15 protein-coding genes and 1 pseudogene are annotated in these 19,566 nt (G+C 40.0%); 9 read left to right on the top strand and 7 right to left on the bottom strand.

From position 1 onward, the window contains the following. The first annotated feature begins 158 nt into the window (after positions 1-158). Positions 159-1,223: an Mrp/NBP35 family ATP-binding protein gene (locus DTA23_RS13360; protein ID WP_046673637.1), complete on the top strand. Its 1,065-nt coding sequence runs from the start codon at positions 159-161 to the stop codon at positions 1,221-1,223. Positions 1,224-1,304: 81 nt separating this feature from the next. Here DTA23_RS13360 and DTA23_RS13365 read toward each other — a convergent pair whose 3' ends face one another. The 5 genes from DTA23_RS13365 to DTA23_RS13385 form a co-directional block, all read right to left on the bottom strand. Then, complete coding sequence (locus DTA23_RS13365) at positions 1,305-2,072, bottom strand: exodeoxyribonuclease III (protein ID WP_070561278.1); 768 nt, start codon at positions 2,070-2,072, stop codon at positions 1,305-1,307. A gap of 72 nt (positions 2,073-2,144) precedes the next feature. Beyond that, positions 2,145-2,903: a peptidylprolyl isomerase gene (locus DTA23_RS13370; RefSeq protein WP_046673635.1), complete on the bottom strand. Its 759-nt coding sequence runs from the start codon at positions 2,901-2,903 to the stop codon at positions 2,145-2,147. Between the two features lie 58 nt (positions 2,904-2,961). After that, entirely contained in the window at positions 2,962-3,309 is a 348-nt protein-coding gene (locus DTA23_RS13375; protein ID WP_046673634.1) for a hypothetical protein, read from the bottom strand. 37 nt (positions 3,310-3,346) lie between these two features. Further along, positions 3,347-3,793: a low molecular weight protein-tyrosine-phosphatase gene (locus DTA23_RS13380; protein ID WP_070561279.1), complete on the bottom strand. Its 447-nt coding sequence runs from the start codon at positions 3,791-3,793 to the stop codon at positions 3,347-3,349. A 595-nt stretch (positions 3,794-4,388) separates the two neighbouring features. Continuing rightward, positions 4,389-5,942 (bottom strand): Do family serine endopeptidase, encoded by a 1,554-nt coding sequence (locus tag DTA23_RS13385; protein ID WP_046673632.1) that lies wholly within the window; start codon positions 5,940-5,942, stop codon positions 4,389-4,391. A gap of 230 nt (positions 5,943-6,172) precedes the next feature. On the opposite strand from DTA23_RS13385, the gene dapF reads away from it, so the two are divergent. Together dapF and DTA23_RS13395 are read left to right on the top strand one after the other, a co-directional pair. Further along, positions 6,173-6,952 carry a diaminopimelate epimerase gene (gene dapF / locus DTA23_RS13390; protein WP_112375034.1) on the top strand — a complete coding sequence of 260 codons (780 nt, stop codon included), beginning with the start codon at positions 6,173-6,175 and terminating at the stop codon, positions 6,950-6,952. A 253-nt stretch (positions 6,953-7,205) separates the two neighbouring features. Continuing rightward, complete coding sequence (locus DTA23_RS13395; protein ID WP_112375035.1) at positions 7,206-10,091, top strand: DEAD/DEAH box helicase; 2,886 nt, start codon at positions 7,206-7,208, stop codon at positions 10,089-10,091. A gap of 8 nt (positions 10,092-10,099) precedes the next feature. Here DTA23_RS13395 and DTA23_RS13400 read toward each other — a convergent pair whose 3' ends face one another. Beyond that, positions 10,100-10,909, bottom strand: a complete 810-nt coding sequence (locus DTA23_RS13400) for a helix-turn-helix domain-containing protein (protein ID WP_070561282.1) — start codon at positions 10,907-10,909, stop codon at positions 10,100-10,102. 336 nt (positions 10,910-11,245) lie between these two features. Here DTA23_RS13400 and DTA23_RS13405 point away from each other — a divergent pair, with 336 nt between their 5' ends. Beyond that, the gene (locus DTA23_RS13405; RefSeq protein ID WP_070561283.1) at positions 11,246-12,295 is read left to right on the top strand and encodes an HlyD family secretion protein; all 1,050 of its coding nucleotides are present in this window, start codon (positions 11,246-11,248) and stop codon (positions 12,293-12,295) included. Between the two features lie 11 nt (positions 12,296-12,306). Next, positions 12,307-13,878 (top strand): MFS transporter, encoded by a 1,572-nt coding sequence (locus DTA23_RS13410; protein ID WP_172462417.1) that lies wholly within the window; start codon positions 12,307-12,309, stop codon positions 13,876-13,878. Positions 13,879-14,119: 241 nt separating this feature from the next. Here the strand turns inward: DTA23_RS13410 and gltX are convergent. Beyond that, positions 14,120-15,639, bottom strand: a pseudogene (gltX, locus tag DTA23_RS13415) (glutamate--tRNA ligase). A gap of 120 nt (positions 15,640-15,759) precedes the next feature. On the opposite strand from gltX, the gene DTA23_RS13420 reads away from it, so the two are divergent. From DTA23_RS13420 to DTA23_RS13435, 4 genes are all read left to right on the top strand, one after another. Beyond that, entirely contained in the window at positions 15,760-16,989 is a 1,230-nt protein-coding gene (locus DTA23_RS13420) for a sensor histidine kinase (protein ID WP_070561286.1), read from the top strand. Continuing rightward, positions 16,970-17,518: a DinB family protein gene (locus DTA23_RS13425; RefSeq protein WP_046673623.1), complete on the top strand. Its 549-nt coding sequence runs from the start codon at positions 16,970-16,972 to the stop codon at positions 17,516-17,518. The genes DTA23_RS13420 and DTA23_RS13425 overlap by 20 nt, the downstream gene beginning before the upstream one ends. Next, a complete protein-coding gene (locus tag DTA23_RS13430) occupies positions 17,484-17,909 on the top strand; it encodes a hotdog fold thioesterase (protein ID WP_112375037.1) in 426 nt (141 codons plus the stop codon). Before DTA23_RS13425 ends, DTA23_RS13430 begins: the two co-directional genes overlap by 35 nt. Before the next feature lie 322 nt (positions 17,910-18,231). Further along, entirely contained in the window at positions 18,232-19,530 is a 1,299-nt protein-coding gene (locus DTA23_RS13435; RefSeq protein WP_112375038.1) for a sugar MFS transporter, read from the top strand. Positions 19,531-19,566 lie beyond the last annotated feature (36 nt).

Consider the following 19,566-nt stretch of genomic DNA (forward strand, 5'->3'; position numbering starts at 1 on the left):
AATATTCACTTCATGTTTTGAACCTGAACTATGGAAGATTAATGTCCCATCCCTTTTGGTGCAATACAGCTTTCTAAATCCCATTAAAAACAAAGAAATGACATGAAATTGATCTGCAATGAGTAGTTTTGTAATCCGTGATTACAAATGAATAACAGATGGTTACCAAAGAACAAGTATTAAATGCATTATCCTATGTTGAAGAGCCTGATTTGAAAAAGGATCTTGTAACATTGAATATGATTCAAAATATCGAAATCGAAGGCCAAAAAATTTCTTTCGATGTCATTTTAACTACGCCAGCTTGCCCGCTTAAAGACCATATTGAGCATGCTTGTCGAAACGCTATAGCCCATTTCATCGACAAAAATCTCGAAGTTCAGATCAATATGACTTCCAATGTGATTGGGAAGCAAGGTGCACAAGTGTCGGGTATTAAAAATATCATTTTGGTATCTTCAGGCAAAGGTGGAGTTGGTAAATCTACGGTTGCCGCCAATCTAGCTCTTGCTCTCCATGCCAAAGGTGCTAAAACAGGACTTTTAGATGCCGATATCTATGGACCATCGCTTCCGATTATGTTTGGATTGGAAGGCGCTAAGCCAGGTTCGGTAGAAATGCCAGACGGACAGGTTAAAATTGAACCGCTTGAAAAATTTGGGCTGAAATTACTTTCAATAGGATTTTTCACCGATCCAAACCAACCTATTCCATGGCGTGGTCCAATGACCACCTCCGCAATCAAGCAGCTTTTTAACGATGCGCACTGGGGCGAACTGGATTACTTGGTCGTTGATATGCCTCCAGGCACTGGTGACATCCATATCACCGTATCGCAGACATTCCCTATTGCCGGAGCTGTGATTGTCACTACGCCGCAGCACGTTGCCCTGGCCGACGCCGTCAAAGGAATTGGAATGTTCTTAATGGATAGCATCAATATTCCATTATTGGGTGTCGTGGAAAATATGGCCTATTTTACCCCGGCTGAGCTGCCAGAGAATAAATACTATATTTTTGGTAAAGACGGTGGAAAACGTTTGGCAGAAGAATATAAAGTTCCTTTCCTTGGTGAAATCCCTTTATTAAAAGGCATTTCTGATGCTGGAGATAATGGTTTCCCAGTTGCCATAGATACCGAAGACCCTGTAACGAAATCATTTTTAACGATTGCAGAGAAAGTTGCCCAGCAACTTTCCATTATCCATAGCCAGGGGAAATAATTAGTTAATAATGTCCCTCGTGCTTCACAAAAAAAAGGCTTTCATGCATATGAAAGCCTTTTTTTGTGAGATGCCATCTAATTAGACGGCAAGCTCCAACAATACCGGGCAATGATCGGAATGGACAGCATCTGGCATTATGCTGGACGATTTGATTTTCTCTGCCAGAGGTTTTGAAACCATATTATAATCAATACGCCAACCTAGGTTTTTCGCACGTGCTCCAGCACGGTAACTCCACCAACTGTAATGGTGCGGATCAGGATTTAAATGGCGAAAAGAGTCGATATAGCCCGAATTAATAAAATTCTCCATCCATTCGCGCTCCTCTGGAAGAAATCCCGAAGAATTTGCATTTGATTTTGGATTGTGAATATCAATAGCACGGTGACAAATATTATAATCACCACAAACGACCAAATTCGGTTTTTCGACCAAAAGCTTATCGCTATATAACTGAAAATCCGCCAGAAAACGGTATTTAAAATCCTGTCGCACGTCTCCTGTCGTACCTGATGGAAAATAAGTACTCATCACGGAAACCTGATCAAAATCAGCACGGATAATACGTCCTTCAAAATCATAATCTTCATGGCCGCAACCATACTCAATATGCTTAGGTGTGATACGCGTAAACAAGGCGACTCCGCTATAGCCTTTTTTTTGAGCGGGATACCAGTAATGCTCATAGCCCATCTGTTCCAACAAAGCAATTTCAGGAATTTGATCCGGTGTAGCTTTAATCTCCTGAAGACAGATGACATCTGCATTTACAGTTTTCAACCAGCCTAACCAATCTTTCTTCAAGGCTGCACGTAAACCATTCACATTATAGGTTACTATTTTCATTTTTTGAATATTGAGATGCTAAATAATAAAGGAAAAAGCTCTTCAACCCCTGATTTGCGAATCATAACGACATTAATAATCCTTGGAAGAGAACAGATCACCAATTTTAGAAAAGATACCCGTCTGAGGTTTTAGACCTTTTAGTTCTCGCTCCAGGTTTAACGCTTCTCGTCTTGTGAGCACGTGCATGCTCATTTTCTGGTCGACTTCTGGCCTATCGTGCTTATCGGTTTTCACAGCTGCAATCTGATCGATGACATCCACGCCTTTGACCAGCTCACCAAATACGGTATAATTCCAATCCAAATGCGGAGCTCCACCAATAGTCGTATACGCCTGACGTTGCACTTCCGAAAATTTCTTACCATTCATTCGTGTTTGCTCCAAACGATCGAGGTCTTCAGGGGTGAATACCTTTCCCTGAACGAGATAAAATTGAGAACCTGAAGAAGCCTTTGCGGGATTATTATCTCGAGCCGCTCCGATAGTACCTTTTTTATGGAATAAACCATCCTGAATCTCTGCAGGAATTGTATACCCTGGTCCTCCATTACCCAATTGAGCGCCGCCAACGGCATTTCTTGAATCAGGATCACCACCCTGAATCATAAAATTCTGGATGACACGATGGAACAAAGTCCCGTCGTAATATTTACTTTTTGCCAATTTGACAAAGTTATCCCGATGTTTAGGTGTCTCATTATACAACCGCAGCACACAGGTCCCCTTGTCAGTAACGATCTGTACATATTTAAACTCGGGTTTAGCCGCAAATGCCAAAACCTGCAGAAAGCAGAATACTGCTATTAAACTAGCCTTTAAAAATTTCATCTGTTAATAATTATATGCTCCCAATTAGAACTTCCAATTTTTTCAATTGTGCTATTTTCTAGATAACGTTTAATTCCTCAAAATAATTTATGATCAAGGACTTCATAATCAGTTCTTGTTCCAAAAGCGTATAGTTAGGAATAGGTTTTACCAATTCCCAATGTGGCCACCCCTCTTCATCCAGACCTTTCAGATTATAAAATCCCATTGCACTGAAAAGACGACAGGTCGCAATGTGCATCAATTCTTCTTTTTCCCGTTTTGAGAACTTTTGAGCACCTTTACCCAATTCCTGAACACCAATGAGGAATAAACAGACTTTGATGTCCGGCTTTTCCATATCGAATAGTGAAGCAATTTCATCCTGTAGAATACTCCACTTCTTATTTACTTCTGCTGCCTTCATTTTTTTGTTTTAAACAAACTAAGATAAATAAATACACTTATGCCGTTAGATTCCCTCCTTTTGCAATAACCTCTGCACAGCGCTGATCAATCATCTGAAAAACTGGATCGAACAAATTATCGTCAAAATACGGATCGGGAACAACATCATCTCCTAAAAACAATTTCACTTTGTTCAGGTCTTCCTTATCAATCACCTGAGCGCATACATCTTCATAATTTTGTCTATCCATCACAAATATAAGATCATATTCGGCAAAAAAATGCGGCTTGAAATGTCGGGCCCGCTGACCGGAAATATCGACACCATACTTCTTTGCAATGGCTATCGCCCTACGGTCGGGTGCTTCACCAATGTGCCAGTCACCTGTACCCGCCGATTCAACGACCCAATTTAATTGATTATCCGCAACTTTTTGTTTTAATATACCATGTGCAAGGGGCGAACGACAGATATTGCCCAAACAAACCATTAAAATCTTCATCTCTATAATTTTAAAAAACTATCAAGCAATCGCGATACCGTTGACTGATCCAACTAAAGGACGCAAAGAACGCCTTTAGCCCATATAATCAGGCTCTCATTCTTGTCGATAGCAAAATATATAATAAATCATCAGGCCAGAAAGACGCAGCTTAACAAGTACTGGCGCTGTTCGGCACTTCATTCCGCAAAATAGCTAAACTAAAATTATTAAGGAAACAACCAGCTTAAAATTGACCTACATGTTACCAAGTGACATAGCATTTCCACCAAATTTTCCTGATTTCGCATACAAAAACAGCGGAAAAACCCGCCTAAAAATCATTCTGACCAATAACTGAGTTCATTAAAGCCAATGAAATTAAACAATGCTTAGTAAACCAAGCATAGCGAGTTCATTACTCCCTTAATGAAAAAACGTGATCATAATACAAAGGATAAAACCTTCATGACTTCGCAGCCACCAATAGCAATGAAAGCAAACTGAAGGTTTTTTCTGGCCAATAAGATCAGACACTTTCAGAAAAAAAAGGTGGCCTAACCTTACGGCTAGAACCACCTAAACTATATTAATCAACCAATTCTTAATTCAACGCTTAATATTCTACTGGGAAGCTCAATTGAACAGCACCACCTTGAGGAGATACCCCTTTCAATCGCACAATATTACGTTGTGTTGCGCCAAGCGCAGTTTCAACATCGTCTACTGTATTTACAGCTTTTCCATTAACCTCAGTAATGACCAATCCACGCTCTACACCGAAGTAATCAAAGATGCCACCACGATTCACTTGGGTCACAACAACTCCAGAGTTGACACCCAGCTCTTTTTTCTTCTGAGCTGAAGCAGGAATAAAGCTTGCACCCAATTTATTGTAAATCTCCGTTGCACTTTTAGAAGCTTTACCGCCGGTATTTGCGGTCTTCAAGGATTCTTCCCCTTTCAATGTCATGGTTACTTGTTTTTCCTTACCATCACGTTTGTAGGTGACATTGACCTTATCTCCAGGACGCGCACGGCCTATAGTTTCACTTAAGACAGGTGAACCTGTGATCACTTTTCCATTAATCTTGGTCAGGATATCTCCTTTTTTAACACCTGCAGCCTCTGCGGCACCACCAGCTACAACGTCTTGAACATACAAGCCATCAACATCTGTGAAACCTTTCTCTTTAGCAAGTTCAGGTGTTATTTCGGTATAGGTAACACCGATATAACCGCGTTTTACATTACCGTATTCGACAAAGTCATCGACAATCTTTTTCACCAAATTGACCGGAATCGCAAAACCATAACCCGCATATGTTCCTGTCGGAGAAGCGATAGCAGAGTTAATACCAATCAATTCTCCCGAAGCATTCGTCAACGCACCACCACTATTTCCTTTATTGATAACAGCATCTGTTTGAATAAAGGATTCTATCGCTGAACTCACCGGGATTTGATCCTGTCCACCACCAAATGGATTACCACGTTGTTGCTGACCTTCACTCAGAATACCGATCTGACGACCCTTTGCACTAATGATACCTGCGGTAACTGTAGATTGAAGCCCTAGCGGGTATCCAAAAGCCAACACCCATTCACCGACATTGACATTATCTGAGTTACCTAACTTGACCACAGGAAGCCCCTTGCCTGACACTTTCAACAAGGCTAAATCTGTATTCGGATCACGTCCGATCAATTTGGCTTCAAACGTACGTTTGTCTGTTAATACGACTTCAATTTTATCTGCATCTTCTACGACGTGGTTATTCGTTACAATATAACCATCATCCGAGATAATTACACCTGATCCGGATGCCTGCACAGGTTGCGCCTGCATTTGACGACGTCCACCACCTTGTGGCATGCCAAAAAACTCTTCAAACATATCGAACGGAGAACCTTGCGATTGCTGTGATCCTTTACGGCTATAGGTTGTCTTAATATGCACTACACCTGGCGACACTATTGCGGCAGCCTGGGTGAAATCAGGATTGCCTGTTGAAGACATAACTCCTGTAGGATTGTTTGCAAAATAAACTTTTTGTTTGTCTTCGAAAGACATACCATCCAACTTCTTATTCTCAATAAGCTTGTAACCACCTAATGCTACCGCTCCACCGAAAACAGCCGTTAATAGCGTTAAACCGACCTTATTCATAAACTTATTTCTATTTTAAAATGTCCTAATATATGCTGATAACTTTTGCTCCTAAAATTACCGATTTTATTCGGATATGTTCAAATGTAATACCATTTCAAGGCCTTCGGAAAATCCGACACGTTAAAAAATGTTAATTGCTAGACAAATGCAATCATTTTAACAAATCTTAACTTTTACCCGGTTTTTTGTAACAAAAAAACGTATTTTTGTTACTACAAATCAACGTAATGGCATCAAAAGTAAGATTTTCAAAATATCAGGGCGCAGGAAATGACTTCATTTTAGTAGACAACCGCGACAGTGCATTTGACCGCGCAGATGAAGCATTGGTAGAAAAACTCTGTAACCGTCGGTTTGGCATTGGTGCCGATGGCTTAATGCTGCTTCAAAACAAGGAAAATTACGATTTTGAGATGATTTATTATAATGCCAACGGCAGAGAAGGCAGCATGTGTGGTAACGGGGGCCGTTGTATCGTCGCTTTTGCACGCGACTTAGGCATCATTACTGACAAAACTGTCTTTTTGGCAGTAGACGGCATACACCATGCCTCGCTAGCAGCAGACCTTGTCAACCTGCAAATGATCGATGTACAAGATTATACACGTGATGGTGAAGCTTATGTATTACAAACGGGGTCTCCACATTATGTTGAGTTTGTAAAAAATCTGCAGGATAAAAATGTCTTCCAAGATGGCTACGCAATTCGCAACAATGCTACTTATGAAAAAGAAGGCATCAATGTAAATTTCATTGAAGCGGAAGGAGATGGTTATTTCCTCCGTACTTTTGAGCGCGGTGTTGAAGATGAAACCTATGCCTGCGGCACTGGAGCAACTGCAGCAGCGATGGCTGTTGCTCTGCAGCAAAATTTAGAAGGTGATATCACTATTCCTATTCGCGTATTAGGAGGGCAGCTTTATATTTCATTCCATAAGAAGGGCTCCCATTTCTCAGAGGTATTCTTAAAAGGTCCAGCACAATTTGTCTTTGAAGGAAACTATTAGATTTTTACTCCTATAGCGAGTCAAGCTAATTACAACTCAAATTTTCAACTCAGGTAAATCAAGCCGTGAAGGACGACCTGTTATCTTTGGCATTTAACGATACCTGTGAACAACTTCATAATGAAGGTTAGTACAGGATCTTAACGAGGCTATCCCTTGGAATCGATTTTTAAAATTTCAACGTGCAAATTGCAATTAATGGTATATTTTATTGTATATTAGAAACCTTTATTTATAAGGTCCGCTATTTTTAATGCAACAGTCAAAGTCATTTCCAGTATATAAAATCGTTTATTCTATATGTGAGCATCCCTATCTTGGCTATCTTATTGAGCCACACATGGTCAAACTCAATCCCAACGGGACTTACTCACTACGTTATCAGCGTATATTTAGCAATACTGTCGATGCTTACGCCGCGGAATTGGATGAAGTAGATTACAAACTGATTCGATTGCTCGATGAAATCGAACAAACGCATCTCATCAAAAAATACTATAAAAAAGCAATTAGACCTGTCGATTTCTTTTCCAAAGTTTTCGATAAAAAGTTGTATGAACTTCTTCGGCCTAAAATAGATGAAAAAATGATCCAATTTTTTGAAGCTATTGGAGACAAACCACTTTTCATGATGAGCAAAGATGGTTATCCAGCAGATCAAGAAATTAAATTGGCAACCTCTGCGGCATCGATTCTATTTCATTTTCGACGAAACGAAGAAGAAACACGTTATTTCCCGACAATCAAATACGAAAATCAGCGTCTGGAGTTTATGTTCAAAAATGCCATTGTCTTGACCAATGTACAAGCATGGTTACTTTTAAACAATACCCTATATTATTTCGATCAGGCCCTTGAGGGCAAGAAGCTCAGCCCTTTCCTGAATAAACGTTACATTTCTGTCGGTAGAAGCACTGAAAAAAAATATTTCGAAACCTTTGTATGTGGACTGATTGAACGTTATCATGTCTATGCCGAAGGATTTGAAATTCAGACCCACCAGCACCAAGCAATTCCACTCCTCCATTTGATTTATGTCGAGGATGGAGCCTCGCAATTACAACTGCAATTCAAGTACGGACCGCATACCTTTACCGCGGGAGCCGAGAATAAGGTTACTGTTCGCATGGAATATAATGCGCAAGATGATCAATATATATTCCACCGTGTCAAACGATCGTTGCAATGGGAAGAACAACAACATGAAAGCTTAAAAAAATTGGGACTACAGGATGTTGATCTCCAACTCGGCTTATTAACGCCAGCAAACCAAACTGGAAAACGGCTTTCAGTATTTGACTGGATGAACAACCATCAAGAACAACTGGAGGCTCTTGGATTCCACATTATACAAAATAGTGAAGAAAAACGCTTCTTCATAGGGCACACCTCCTTAGATATCTCCATTGATGAAGACAATGATTGGTTTGATATAAGTGCTATCGCAAAATTTGGGCCCTATGAGATTCCATTTATTCAGCTGCGCAACCATATCCTTAATAATATTAAGGAATTCACCTTACCAAATGGAGAAATTGCCATGATTCCGGAAGAATGGTTTGCAAAATACAACCATCTCTTCCAATTTTCTGCAGACCGACATGAGCTCAAACTAAATAAGGTACATATTGGTCTACTCTTTGAAATTAGTGAGCATACAAAACTGGTATTTACACGAAAACTACAGAATCTAGCCAACTTTGAAGAGATTGCTGATATTCCCGAACCAAAACATTTCAAGGGAAATCTTCGCCCATACCAAAAAGCAGGATACAATTGGTTTAATTTTTTGAAGCAGTATAAATTTGGCGGCTGTCTTGCAGATGATATGGGTTTAGGTAAAACCATACAGACTTTAGCGTTATTGCAACAGCAAAAAGAACAACTCCAAGACGAACAGGATGTCCGTACCTCACTTTTGGTCTTGCCAACATCATTGGTATACAACTGGCAAAAAGAAGCACAGCAATTTGCGCCACAGCTTAATATTCACCTTCATACCGGAAACAACCGCATTAAAGATGCCTCGCTTTTCGCTAAATATGATTTGGTCATTACTACCTACGGGATTGCCCGCATTGATGAAGAAACCTTGAGTGGCTTTTATTTTAATTACATTATCCTCGATGAGAGCCAGAATATCAAAAACCCAACTTCCAAATCGTTTAAAGCCATCAAAAGCCTAAAAAGCAAAAACAAATTGGCCTTGAGTGGAACTCCTGTAGAAAATTCCGTTTCGGATCTTTGGGCACAGATGCACTTCACCAATCCAGGATTACTAGGAAGCTATACCTATTTTCAGAAGGAATTTGTACAGCCCATAGAAAAGAAAAAAGATGAAGAAAAGGCGCAGCGTCTTCAAGCGATTGTCAAACCTTTTATATTAAGACGTACAAAAGATCAGGTGGCAACAGAATTACCGCCAAAAACTGAACAGGTACTTTATTGTGAAATGACTGAAAAACAATCCGAGTTGTACGAAAAAGTCAAATCTGAATATCGCAATGCCATTCTTGACGGACAATTGGACAGCAAGCCAAAATCTACCCAAATTGCGCTGTTGCAGGGCTTGACAAAGCTCCGACAATTAGCCAATCATCCCCGAATGGTGGATGAGAAGTTCTCGGGTGCTTCCGGCAAGTTCGACGCTGTCATTGAAACGCTTGAGATGGTAATGCAAAGGGGCAACAAAGTACTGATTTTCTCCCAGTTCGTAAAACAGCTCAATATCTTCCGTCAGTATTTCGATAATAAAGGAATAAATTATGCCTACCTAGATGGCGGCACAAAGAACCGGGATGAAGCCGTTAGCCAATTTCGTAAAAACAACGATACTAAGTTATTTCTTATATCGATAAAAGCAGGTGGGGTGGGACTCAATCTGATTGAAGCGGACTATGTTTTTATTCTGGATCCGTGGTGGAATCCAGCTGTGGAACAACAGGCCGTAGACCGTTCACACCGCATCGGTCAAACGCGCAATGTATTTATCTATAAATTTATCAGTAAAGATACCGTCGAAGAAAAGATACTGGCTTTACAGAATAAAAAGAAATCGATTGCACAAAGCCTGATCACGACAGAAGAAAGCTTTATCAAGTCACTATCTCAGGAAGATCTGCAGGAACTTTTGGCCTAAATAAAATATTACTGTTTATATTCATTAATCTTCGCCATATATATCGATGGACGGATACCCGTTACACGCGTAAAAATATTACTAAAAGAAGACAGCTCGTTGTATCCCACGCGCATGGCTATTTCTAGAATGGAATAGCTATTCTCTGACATCAGCTCCAAAGCTTTTGCAATTCGTATGGCTCTTAAAAACCGAATATAACTGATGCCCATATCGTCTTTAAAAAGTCTGGACAACGAGCGGCTACTCATTCCAAAGCGAGCCGCAATCTGTTCTATGGTAAAGGCCTGATCAATGTTGCTGTTCAGATATCTAGCCACACTCCTGAGTTTCTCACTTTTAGGATAGGGATGCTGCATCGGGAAAGCATCTATTGGTGAACTTGTATCCGGAATGATAGCCATCATCGCGCGCAAGAGACAGTATTTTGAATAATCGGTCGTTTTACTGACCCCTCCGCTCCAATCCTGAGCAAATAAAAACATTTCACGCACCAGATCATTGCTAAGAAATATATTCGGTACTGAAAGTACGGACGGCATCTGCTGCCGCTCTTTGAAATAAAAACTATATAGCGGGATACGGGAGCTTGTGCTTTCCAGATGATAGGTTGTATTTGCCGGAATCCACATGTAAAATCTTGCCGGTAAGTACCAGTGCTTTGTTGCTGTAAACACATGAACAATTCCACCTTCGGCATAGAGCAACCGTGCCTTTTTATGTTTATACTCCCGAGAATCGATACGATCGACATACATGTGGTCTACATAAAAATCATATTGATCAGCATCAATAGCTGCCAGTTTTTCCTCTTCCATAACTTAAAATTACACTTTTCCTACAACATGGCGCAAATGAACATATATTCGTCCGACTATACAAAACAAAACGTTTCTATCTCACAGTATCTTTGTACAGCCATATGCTCATGTGCTCAGAGGAAATTTGCTCGTATTCCGAGTACTCCTGTTTAAGTCAAATACAAAACCAGAAAAATTGCTACTTCGAGTACAGCATAGCTGAACTGGATGAATGGCTCCGAGACTTTTTGAGCTGGAAGCTTTGATGATTTTAAGGTAAAGGATACGTCAAGCACATACAAAGGAATAAGCACAGGCAAAGCAAACAATTGAAAAACGCGCAATTAAACAACAATGAATAAAGAAGATAAAAAAGACAAAACAAAGGGATTTAATAAAGTGCTCGTCATATTTGCCAGCCTATTATTATTGACCGGTATTGGCGTCTTAGTCAGACACCTCATTTTTACTAATCAGTATGTCACGACAAATGACGCTCAAATTGATCAATATGTTACACCCATTGCCAGTAGAATCGCTGGTTTTATTAAAGAGGTACGATTTGAGGAAAATCAATATGTTCATCGAGGCGACACGCTGCTTATTATAGACGCGAGCGAGTATCAAACCAAGGTGGATATGGCGAATGCCGAACTCCAAAGTAGTGAGAGAAATGCCGAGGTTCTCAGCAAAACAGCCGATGCGGCAGCTAATAGTATTTCGGTTCAAAAGGCAAGATTAGAGGCTGCAAAAGTAAGTGTATGGCAGACCCAACAGGATTACAATCGGTTCAAGAATTTATTTGAAGCTGAGGCTGCCACCAGACAGCAGTACGATAATGCCAAAGCAGCATACGATATCGCATTGGCGCAATTGCACGCCATTACGGAAGAATATAATTCAGCTCAACTGAACAGCAGCAAAGAAAAAGCAAACGAATTGCCGGCAAGAGCTAATATCAATATCAAAAAGGCTGCGAAAACAAATGCACAGCTTTTTCTCTCCTATACCGTAGTAACCGCTCCCTACGATGGCTTTGTTGGCAAACGAACGATCCAACCAGGACAATTTGTAAAGGAAGGCCAGACACTAGCCAACGTCATTAGCGAGGAAAAATGGATCAACGCTAATTTTAGAGAGACTCAACTCGAAAACCTTTCAGAAGGTACTGTAGTCACGATACAGGTTGATGCCTTTCCCAAACTTAGTTTTAAAGGAAAAATTCACTCTTTTTCCCCAGCATCAGGTTCCAAATTTTCCGTGATACCTCAAGACAATGCAACCGGAAATTTCGTAAAGATTGAACAACGGATTCCTATTAAAATTGTATTTGATCCAAAACAGGATCTTAAGAAATTGCGTGCCGGTATGAATGTGGTTATCCATGCTACCCATCAATCCTAATCATCATGCGTATGAATAAATCTTTATACTATAGTTGGGTGCCCGAATGGATAAAACTTCCGTTAATGATATTAGCGATGTTCCCACATCTCATGTTAATGTCTCTCTTCCATTCCAATACGGCATTTACCGCTTCGGTACTGGACATTGAAGCCGAGGATATTCAGTATTTTCTATCCCTGATGTATGGCGCCATTGTCGTTGCTTTACTTCTATTTCAGCGGCTATTTTCCTTCTTCAGAGTAAGAACATATATTCTTTTGACCTGCAGTCTTTCCATTTTGATCCTACTAGGCATTTCGCTGACAAGAGATCCATTTCTTATTGGCATTCTGCGCGTGGTAGAAGGTATTTTCTGTGTATTGGAAGGAGCTTGCTTTCTTCCCTTGCTTATGATGCAAATTAGGCATGCCAAAAGCCGTACGATTGCTTATTTTTTCCTGTACACCTTTATGCTTACGGGATCAACTTTAACGACCTCCTTACTCAAAGAAAGTATTATGGATTACGGATGGCAAGATATGATCCACGTCGTCCTCTATTGGCATTTGATTGTGATTGCAATAGCTTTGCTGTTACTTAACAATAATCGCTTGGGTAAAAAATTCCCCCTCTATCAATTAGATCTGGCAAGTTGCTTGTTTTTATTGATATCATTGAGCTGTGGAGCTTATGTCTTAATTTATGGTCGCAAATACTATTGGTTTGAACACGCCAATATCACCATAAACTTCGCCCTTTCCCTTATTTTCGGCGCACTCTTTATGATTAAACAAAAGACGGTCAAAAGACCCCTTTTTCATTTTGAGATCTTGAGATACAAAAATGTGATCTTTGGTGTTACCCTGTTTTTTCTGTTTTATATTATTCGTAGCTGCCTCAATAATGTTTATACTGTAATGGCTACAGTTTGGAAGTGGCCCTGGCATTATATTATTGATGTACAGTACATCAACGTGTTTGGCACAATACTGGGTGTCGGTAGTTCAGGTTTTTTACTCCTGCGCGATGTATCTCCTAAATATATCTTTGGTTTCGGCTTTTTGATTTTGGCGACCTCATGTTTTCTATTTGTACCCACATTTTACCCTGACACCACAATTTGGGCAATCGGTCTTCCTTTGTTTATTCAAGGAATAGGTCAGGGATGGCTCTTTACACCGCTTGTTATCTATATCTTGACTGGTGTCGAATCCCATCACGTTGGCAATGCAGGTCTTATGGGCACAACAGCTCGGTTCTGGAGTACGAATGTCGGATTTGCTCTTATCCAAAACGTCAGTTATGTACTAAATCAAAAACATTATATTCAACTCGAACAAACATTGAATACAAGCAATACCTTAACAATAAACTATTGGGATACATTAATGGAGAAATATGCCGGAATATATGGCGATCAGATAGCAAGCCGTATTGCCAGCAAAAGTATTTTGGGAACCCTAAGTCAGCAAGCAACGTTAATCAGTAACATGGAGATATTTACTTATCTAGGGATACTAGGAATACTAATAACGGGGCTAATATTTTTATTCGGCCCAGCCAAAACACTTTTCATGCGCCTAAGGATACCATACTTGTAAATGAGGCCACTCCCCCCTATAGACAAGCTCCATGATTTCGCGAGCAACAACAGTTAAGAACCCGAACGGAAGATTCTTTTTGGCTAATCAACCGCGTATCGCGCGCGCATTGATGACTTAATCGCGCATTGATGACTTGATAAAAACAACAGCAATCAATAAACAACCTCTTTCAGAAAAAAGGGGCTGTTTGCATAGCAATGCAGACAACCCCTTTTCAGTATCTCGTACTTAAAGCTATTTAAGCATCGAATTCTTTAAGTGCTTTTTTCACACGCGCTATGACCTCTTGTTGACCAAGTAATTCAACAATCTGAAATACATCTGGTCCAAACTTACCCCCTACCAGCATAATCCGGAATGGCATCATAAGCTCACCCATCTTCATCCCTGATGCCTGAATCGCATCTTTGAAGAAGGGTTCCAATTCAGCAGCCTTCCAGGTATTAAATCCTTCAAATGATTGGTTAATATGCTCAAAAAATGCTGTTTTCTCAGCAGACCATTTAGGTTTTACCGCGCTCAAATCATATTCCGCAGGCTGCGAAAAGAAGAAGGACGCCTGAGTCCAAAAGTCTTCAACAAAGGTTAAACGTTCTTTCACGGCATCCAATACTCGGCTCACATAAGCGGCATCGGCTTCTACTTGATGATGCTCCAAAACTGTATTGATCTGTGGCAACAGAGATTCTGTCGATGTGCGTTTAATCCATTCATGGTTGAACCATTTTGCTTTTTCAAAATCAAATTTTGCCCCAGCTTTACTGATACGGTCAACACCAAATTTCTGGATCAATTCATCTAAGGAGAAAATCTCCTGTTCAGTTCCATCATTCCAGCCCAACACCCCAAGCATATTGACAAAAGCTTCTGGCAAGAAGCCCATCTCACGGAATCCTTTTGTTGTATCACCAGATTTCGCATCAGTCCAGTTCATTGCATAAACAGGGAAGCCCAAGCGATCGCCATCACGCTTACTTAATTTACCATTTCCATCTGGTTTCAGAATTAATGGAAGGTGTGCCCAACCTGGCATGCTATCACCCCAGCCGAGGTATTCCCACAATAAAATATGGATAGGCGCCGAAGGCAACCACTCTTCACCACGGAAAACATGCGATATTTCCATAGCTTTATCATCGACAACAACTGCCAGATGATAAGTCGGCATGCCATCTGCTTTAAGCAACACCTTGTCATCGACAAGATTTGTATCAAAAGCAACCTTTCCACGGATCATATCCGTGAATGTTACCGTTTCATCGGTAGGAATCTTTATACGAATGGTATGCGGAGTCCCCGCATCCAATAATTGTTGAGTTTCAGTCTCAGACAGACTCAATGAATTACGCAATTGAAGTCTATTTTCGTGGCTATAGCGAAAATTAGGCTGCAACTTACGTTGCTCATCCAATTCCTCTGCAGTATCAAATGCATAATAAGCATAACCATTCTCGATCAACTGCTCAGCATATTTCCGGTAAGATGGTTTTCGCTCACTTTGACGGTAAGGTCCGTACTCGCCCCTTTTAACGGGCTTTCATCTGGAGACAGACCACACCATGCTAAACATTCGTTGATATACTCCTCAGCACCTGGGACAAAACGAGTTTGGTCCGTATCCTCGACACGTAAAATAAAATCTCCCTGATGCTGACGCGCATAGAGAAAATTAAACAAAGCTGTACGTACCCCACCAAGGTGAAGACCACCTGTCGGGCTCGGTGCAAAACGCACTCTTACTTTTCTTTCTGAACTCATGCCGCAAAATTACCACAAAATTTTTGATTTGGATGGTACGTTAACTTCTTCAATGAATAAAAGTGCAGAAAACAGACATTTATTCAGTAATTTGCAAATGAAGGACACGAATACGTAATCATGAAACCCTATCAGATTAGCCAACAACGCTGGAAATTTATCTTGCTTATCTTTGCAGCAGTCATTGCTGTCGCCTCTTTGGTTTATACCAACTACCTCGTTCGAAATCTTGCGCATGCCGAACGTTCAAAGGCTGAGGTATGGGCTATGAGTACCAAAAATATCATGACCATGCCCGACGTTGATGATGAATTCATTACATTTATTTACGCCGTAAGAGACAGCCTAAATTTACCAGCAATTATTACTGACGATAAGGAAGACATTATTTTCTGGCGTAACCTCGATTCCACAAAGACAAATATTAAACCCGGACACAACGACAGTGTTACAAAACATCTCGATTATGATCCGGCATATTTTCAAAAGCAGCTCGCGTTTATGAAGAAGAGCCATCCTCCGATTACATTGGAATTGGAAAATGGTCAAAAATGGCATGTTTATTATAAGGATTCTTGGTTTTTGCAACAGTTAAGGGTGTTTCCTTATGTACAATTATCATTGATTGCCCTCTTTCTCATTATTGCCTATACGGTTTTCAACTCCATCCGAAAATCTGAACAAAATCTTGTTTGGGTCGGACTAACCAAAGAAGCAGCACATCAGTTGGGCACCCCTATTTCGTCACTGATGGGCTGGTTAGAATTGATTCGCATAAAATTTGATGCCGAAGAAGATGACACGCTAAATGAAATGGAAAATGACATTAAACGACTTGAAATCGTCGCTGACCGCTTCTCCAAAATAGGATCTACTCCCGTACTGACCAACCATAACCTCTATGATGTCATCAAAAATTATATGGATTATTTTCGCATACGAACCAGTAATAAAATTGCTTTCGAATTAAAAGGCGACACACATCTTGAAGCACAACTCAATATTCCACTCTTTGATTGGATTATCGAAAATTTATTGAAAAACGGAGTAAATGCCATTGGCACAGAAGGAAAGATAACTGTTAATATTTCAGAAAATATTGCGAAAGAAGAAATTTTTATAGACATTAGTGATACGGGCAAAGGAATTCCGAGATCTAATTTTGAATCTGTTTTCCAGCCGGGTTTCACAACACGGAAAAGAGGTTGGGGGCTTGGCCTTAGTCTGACAAAAAGAATGGTGCGGTACCACCAGGGACAAATTTTTGTAAAAGAATCTGAAGTAGGTAAAGGAACAACATTTCGAATAATCTTAAAAAGCAATTTAAAATATGAAGCCACTCAAATCTGACGAATATCCAGCAGTCTACGCACCTTATATTGAGACTGTCGTCGATAACGTGTTTGATGCACTAGAAGAACAAACGCTCTCCTTTCCAGCATTTCTGGACACGATTCCTGAGGAAAGAGGTAATTTTAAATACGCCGAAGATAAGTGGACCATCAAAGAAGTTGTTGGCCACGTCATCGATAATGAGCGTATCATGGCTTACCGGGCATTGCGTTTTTCACGTAATGACCTTAAAGAGCTTGCCGGGTATGACCAAGACTATCTCATTCAATATTCCCGTTACAACGACCGCACATTAGAAAGTTTAAGCAAAGAATTCACCTTTCTTCGCAAAGCTAACATGATGCTTTTCAATAGTTTTAACGATGTGGAACTAGAACGTAAGGGCATGGCATCTGAACGGCTGACAAGTGTAAAAGCGCTTTTGTATGTCATTGCGGGCCATCTCAATCATCACCGCATTATTATCCAAGAACGTTATTTAAACTCAGACGATGTCAAAAATTTGGTTTCAGCATTACAGCATTGAGGAAATTAACGTATTCTTCAATAAATATCTGTCAGGTCTGCTCGAAATTCAAGCAACAGAAATAGATGACAACTCCATCACGGCGACCATGCCTGTAACAGATAAAGTCAAACAGCCGCACGGCATTTTACATGGCGGTGCTTCTGTCGTTCTGGCGGAATCTTTGGGAAGTATCGCATCCAATCTCGTGGTTGACCCTGACAAATACCGCGGTGTGGGACTTGAAGTAAATGCCAATCACATACGCCCGGTCAGTAGCGGTGTAATCACCGCAAAATGTAGCCCGATACATATTGGCCGGTCCACACACATTTGGGAAATAAAAATGTACGACCGTTTCAACAAATTAAATTGTATCTCAAGGCTTACAGTAGCAATCGTTCCAAAATGAAGAGGACTGTCTGGCTCCTGCTAACTCGATTTATCAACTTGGTCTAATTAAAATTCGACAACGTTTATAAGCAAAGGAGGATAAATTTCACAATTTATCCTCCTTTTTTTTGCCAATTAATTATCAAAATACTCCAAAAATATGCCTTTATTTATTTCCAATATTCAATAAATTTAAGTAGTCTTGTAGGATGGATATTTTAAAAATCAACAAAAATTGCATGCAATCGTTTGTTCATTCCTTATTCCTACTGATTTACCAATCCTCGAACGATAACTTAACTACTCGAACGATAACTTAACTAAATATAATAAAACAAAACATGACCACTAATCCTAACGTTGGTAAAACAGCTTTTCGCCCTATGGCCATCTGCTGTGGTTTATTTTTTATCCTCGGTTTTATTACCTGGGCAAACGGAACTTTAATTCCATTCTTAAAAATTGCTTGTAACCTCGAAACAGATTTGCAAGCTTTCTTCGTAACCTTTGCTTCCTATATTGCTTATTTTTTCCTAGCACTTCCAAGCTCAGTCATCATCAAAAAAATTGGTTTCCAAAATGGTTTAGTTGTCAGTCTTATTATATTAGGTTTAGGGTCCTTGATCTTTATTCCTGCGGCAGATAACAGAAGCTATGGTCTATTTTTAACAGGAATCTTTATTCAAGGTTCAGGAATGGCATTATTACAAACAGCAGTTAACCCTTACTTAAGTATTATTGGTCCTATTGATAGCGCAGCACAACGAATTTCAATAGCTGGTTTTTTCAATAAATCGGCTGGTATCATTGTACCTATCCTTTTCGGAACACTCTTTTTAAAAGATGCTCAAAAAGTAACAGCAAAATTAGAAGCAACAACGGATCTGGTCCAAAAAAATGCGATCTTAGATAATCTTCTTCAACGCGTACACACGCCATACATCTCGCTTGCAATTATTTTCGTTGCCTTCGCAATTTTCTTAAAGTTCACTCACTTGCCTGAGGTCGATATGGACGCAGAAGAAGAAAGCAGCGTAGAAAGCGGAACTGTTGCGGCAAAGAAAACATCGATATTTCAATATCCACATTTGTTCTTGGGCGCTTTGGCAATTTTCTTCTGTGTAGCGGTCGAAGTTATGGCGGGAGATATCATTGGCGTCTATGCACGCGAACTGAAAGTTGATCCCTTCTTTACGACCTACGCAACAGCATTTACACTATCTTGCATGTTGATCGGTTACATTATCGGTATTATCTCTATTCCAAGATTTGTATCACAACAAATGGCCCTACGCATTTGCACAATCATTGGCATCACATTCACCGTCATTTCTGTTTTCACAACTGGCACAACATCATTTATATTTGTTGCCTTATTAGGAATCGCAAACTCCCTCATGTGGCCAGCGATCTTCCCATTAGGAATTAAAGGTCTGGGAAAATTCACAAAAACAGGATCAGCAATTATGATTATGGGTATTGCTGGTGGAGCAATATGGCCTTTGATCTATGGACTGTTAAAAGATCATTTGCATATTGATTTTCAACATGCATTCCTATATGCGATGGTACCAGGCTATCTATACATTATGTATTTCTCTATAGCAGGTCATAAAGTGGGAAAAAACGAATTAAGGTAAATCCATCTTATATTTTAAGAAAAAAAGGCATCTAAA

This window comes from Sphingobacterium multivorum, assembly GCF_900457465.1.
Taxonomy (GTDB): Bacteria; Bacteroidota; Bacteroidia; order Sphingobacteriales; family Sphingobacteriaceae; genus Sphingobacterium; species Sphingobacterium multivorum.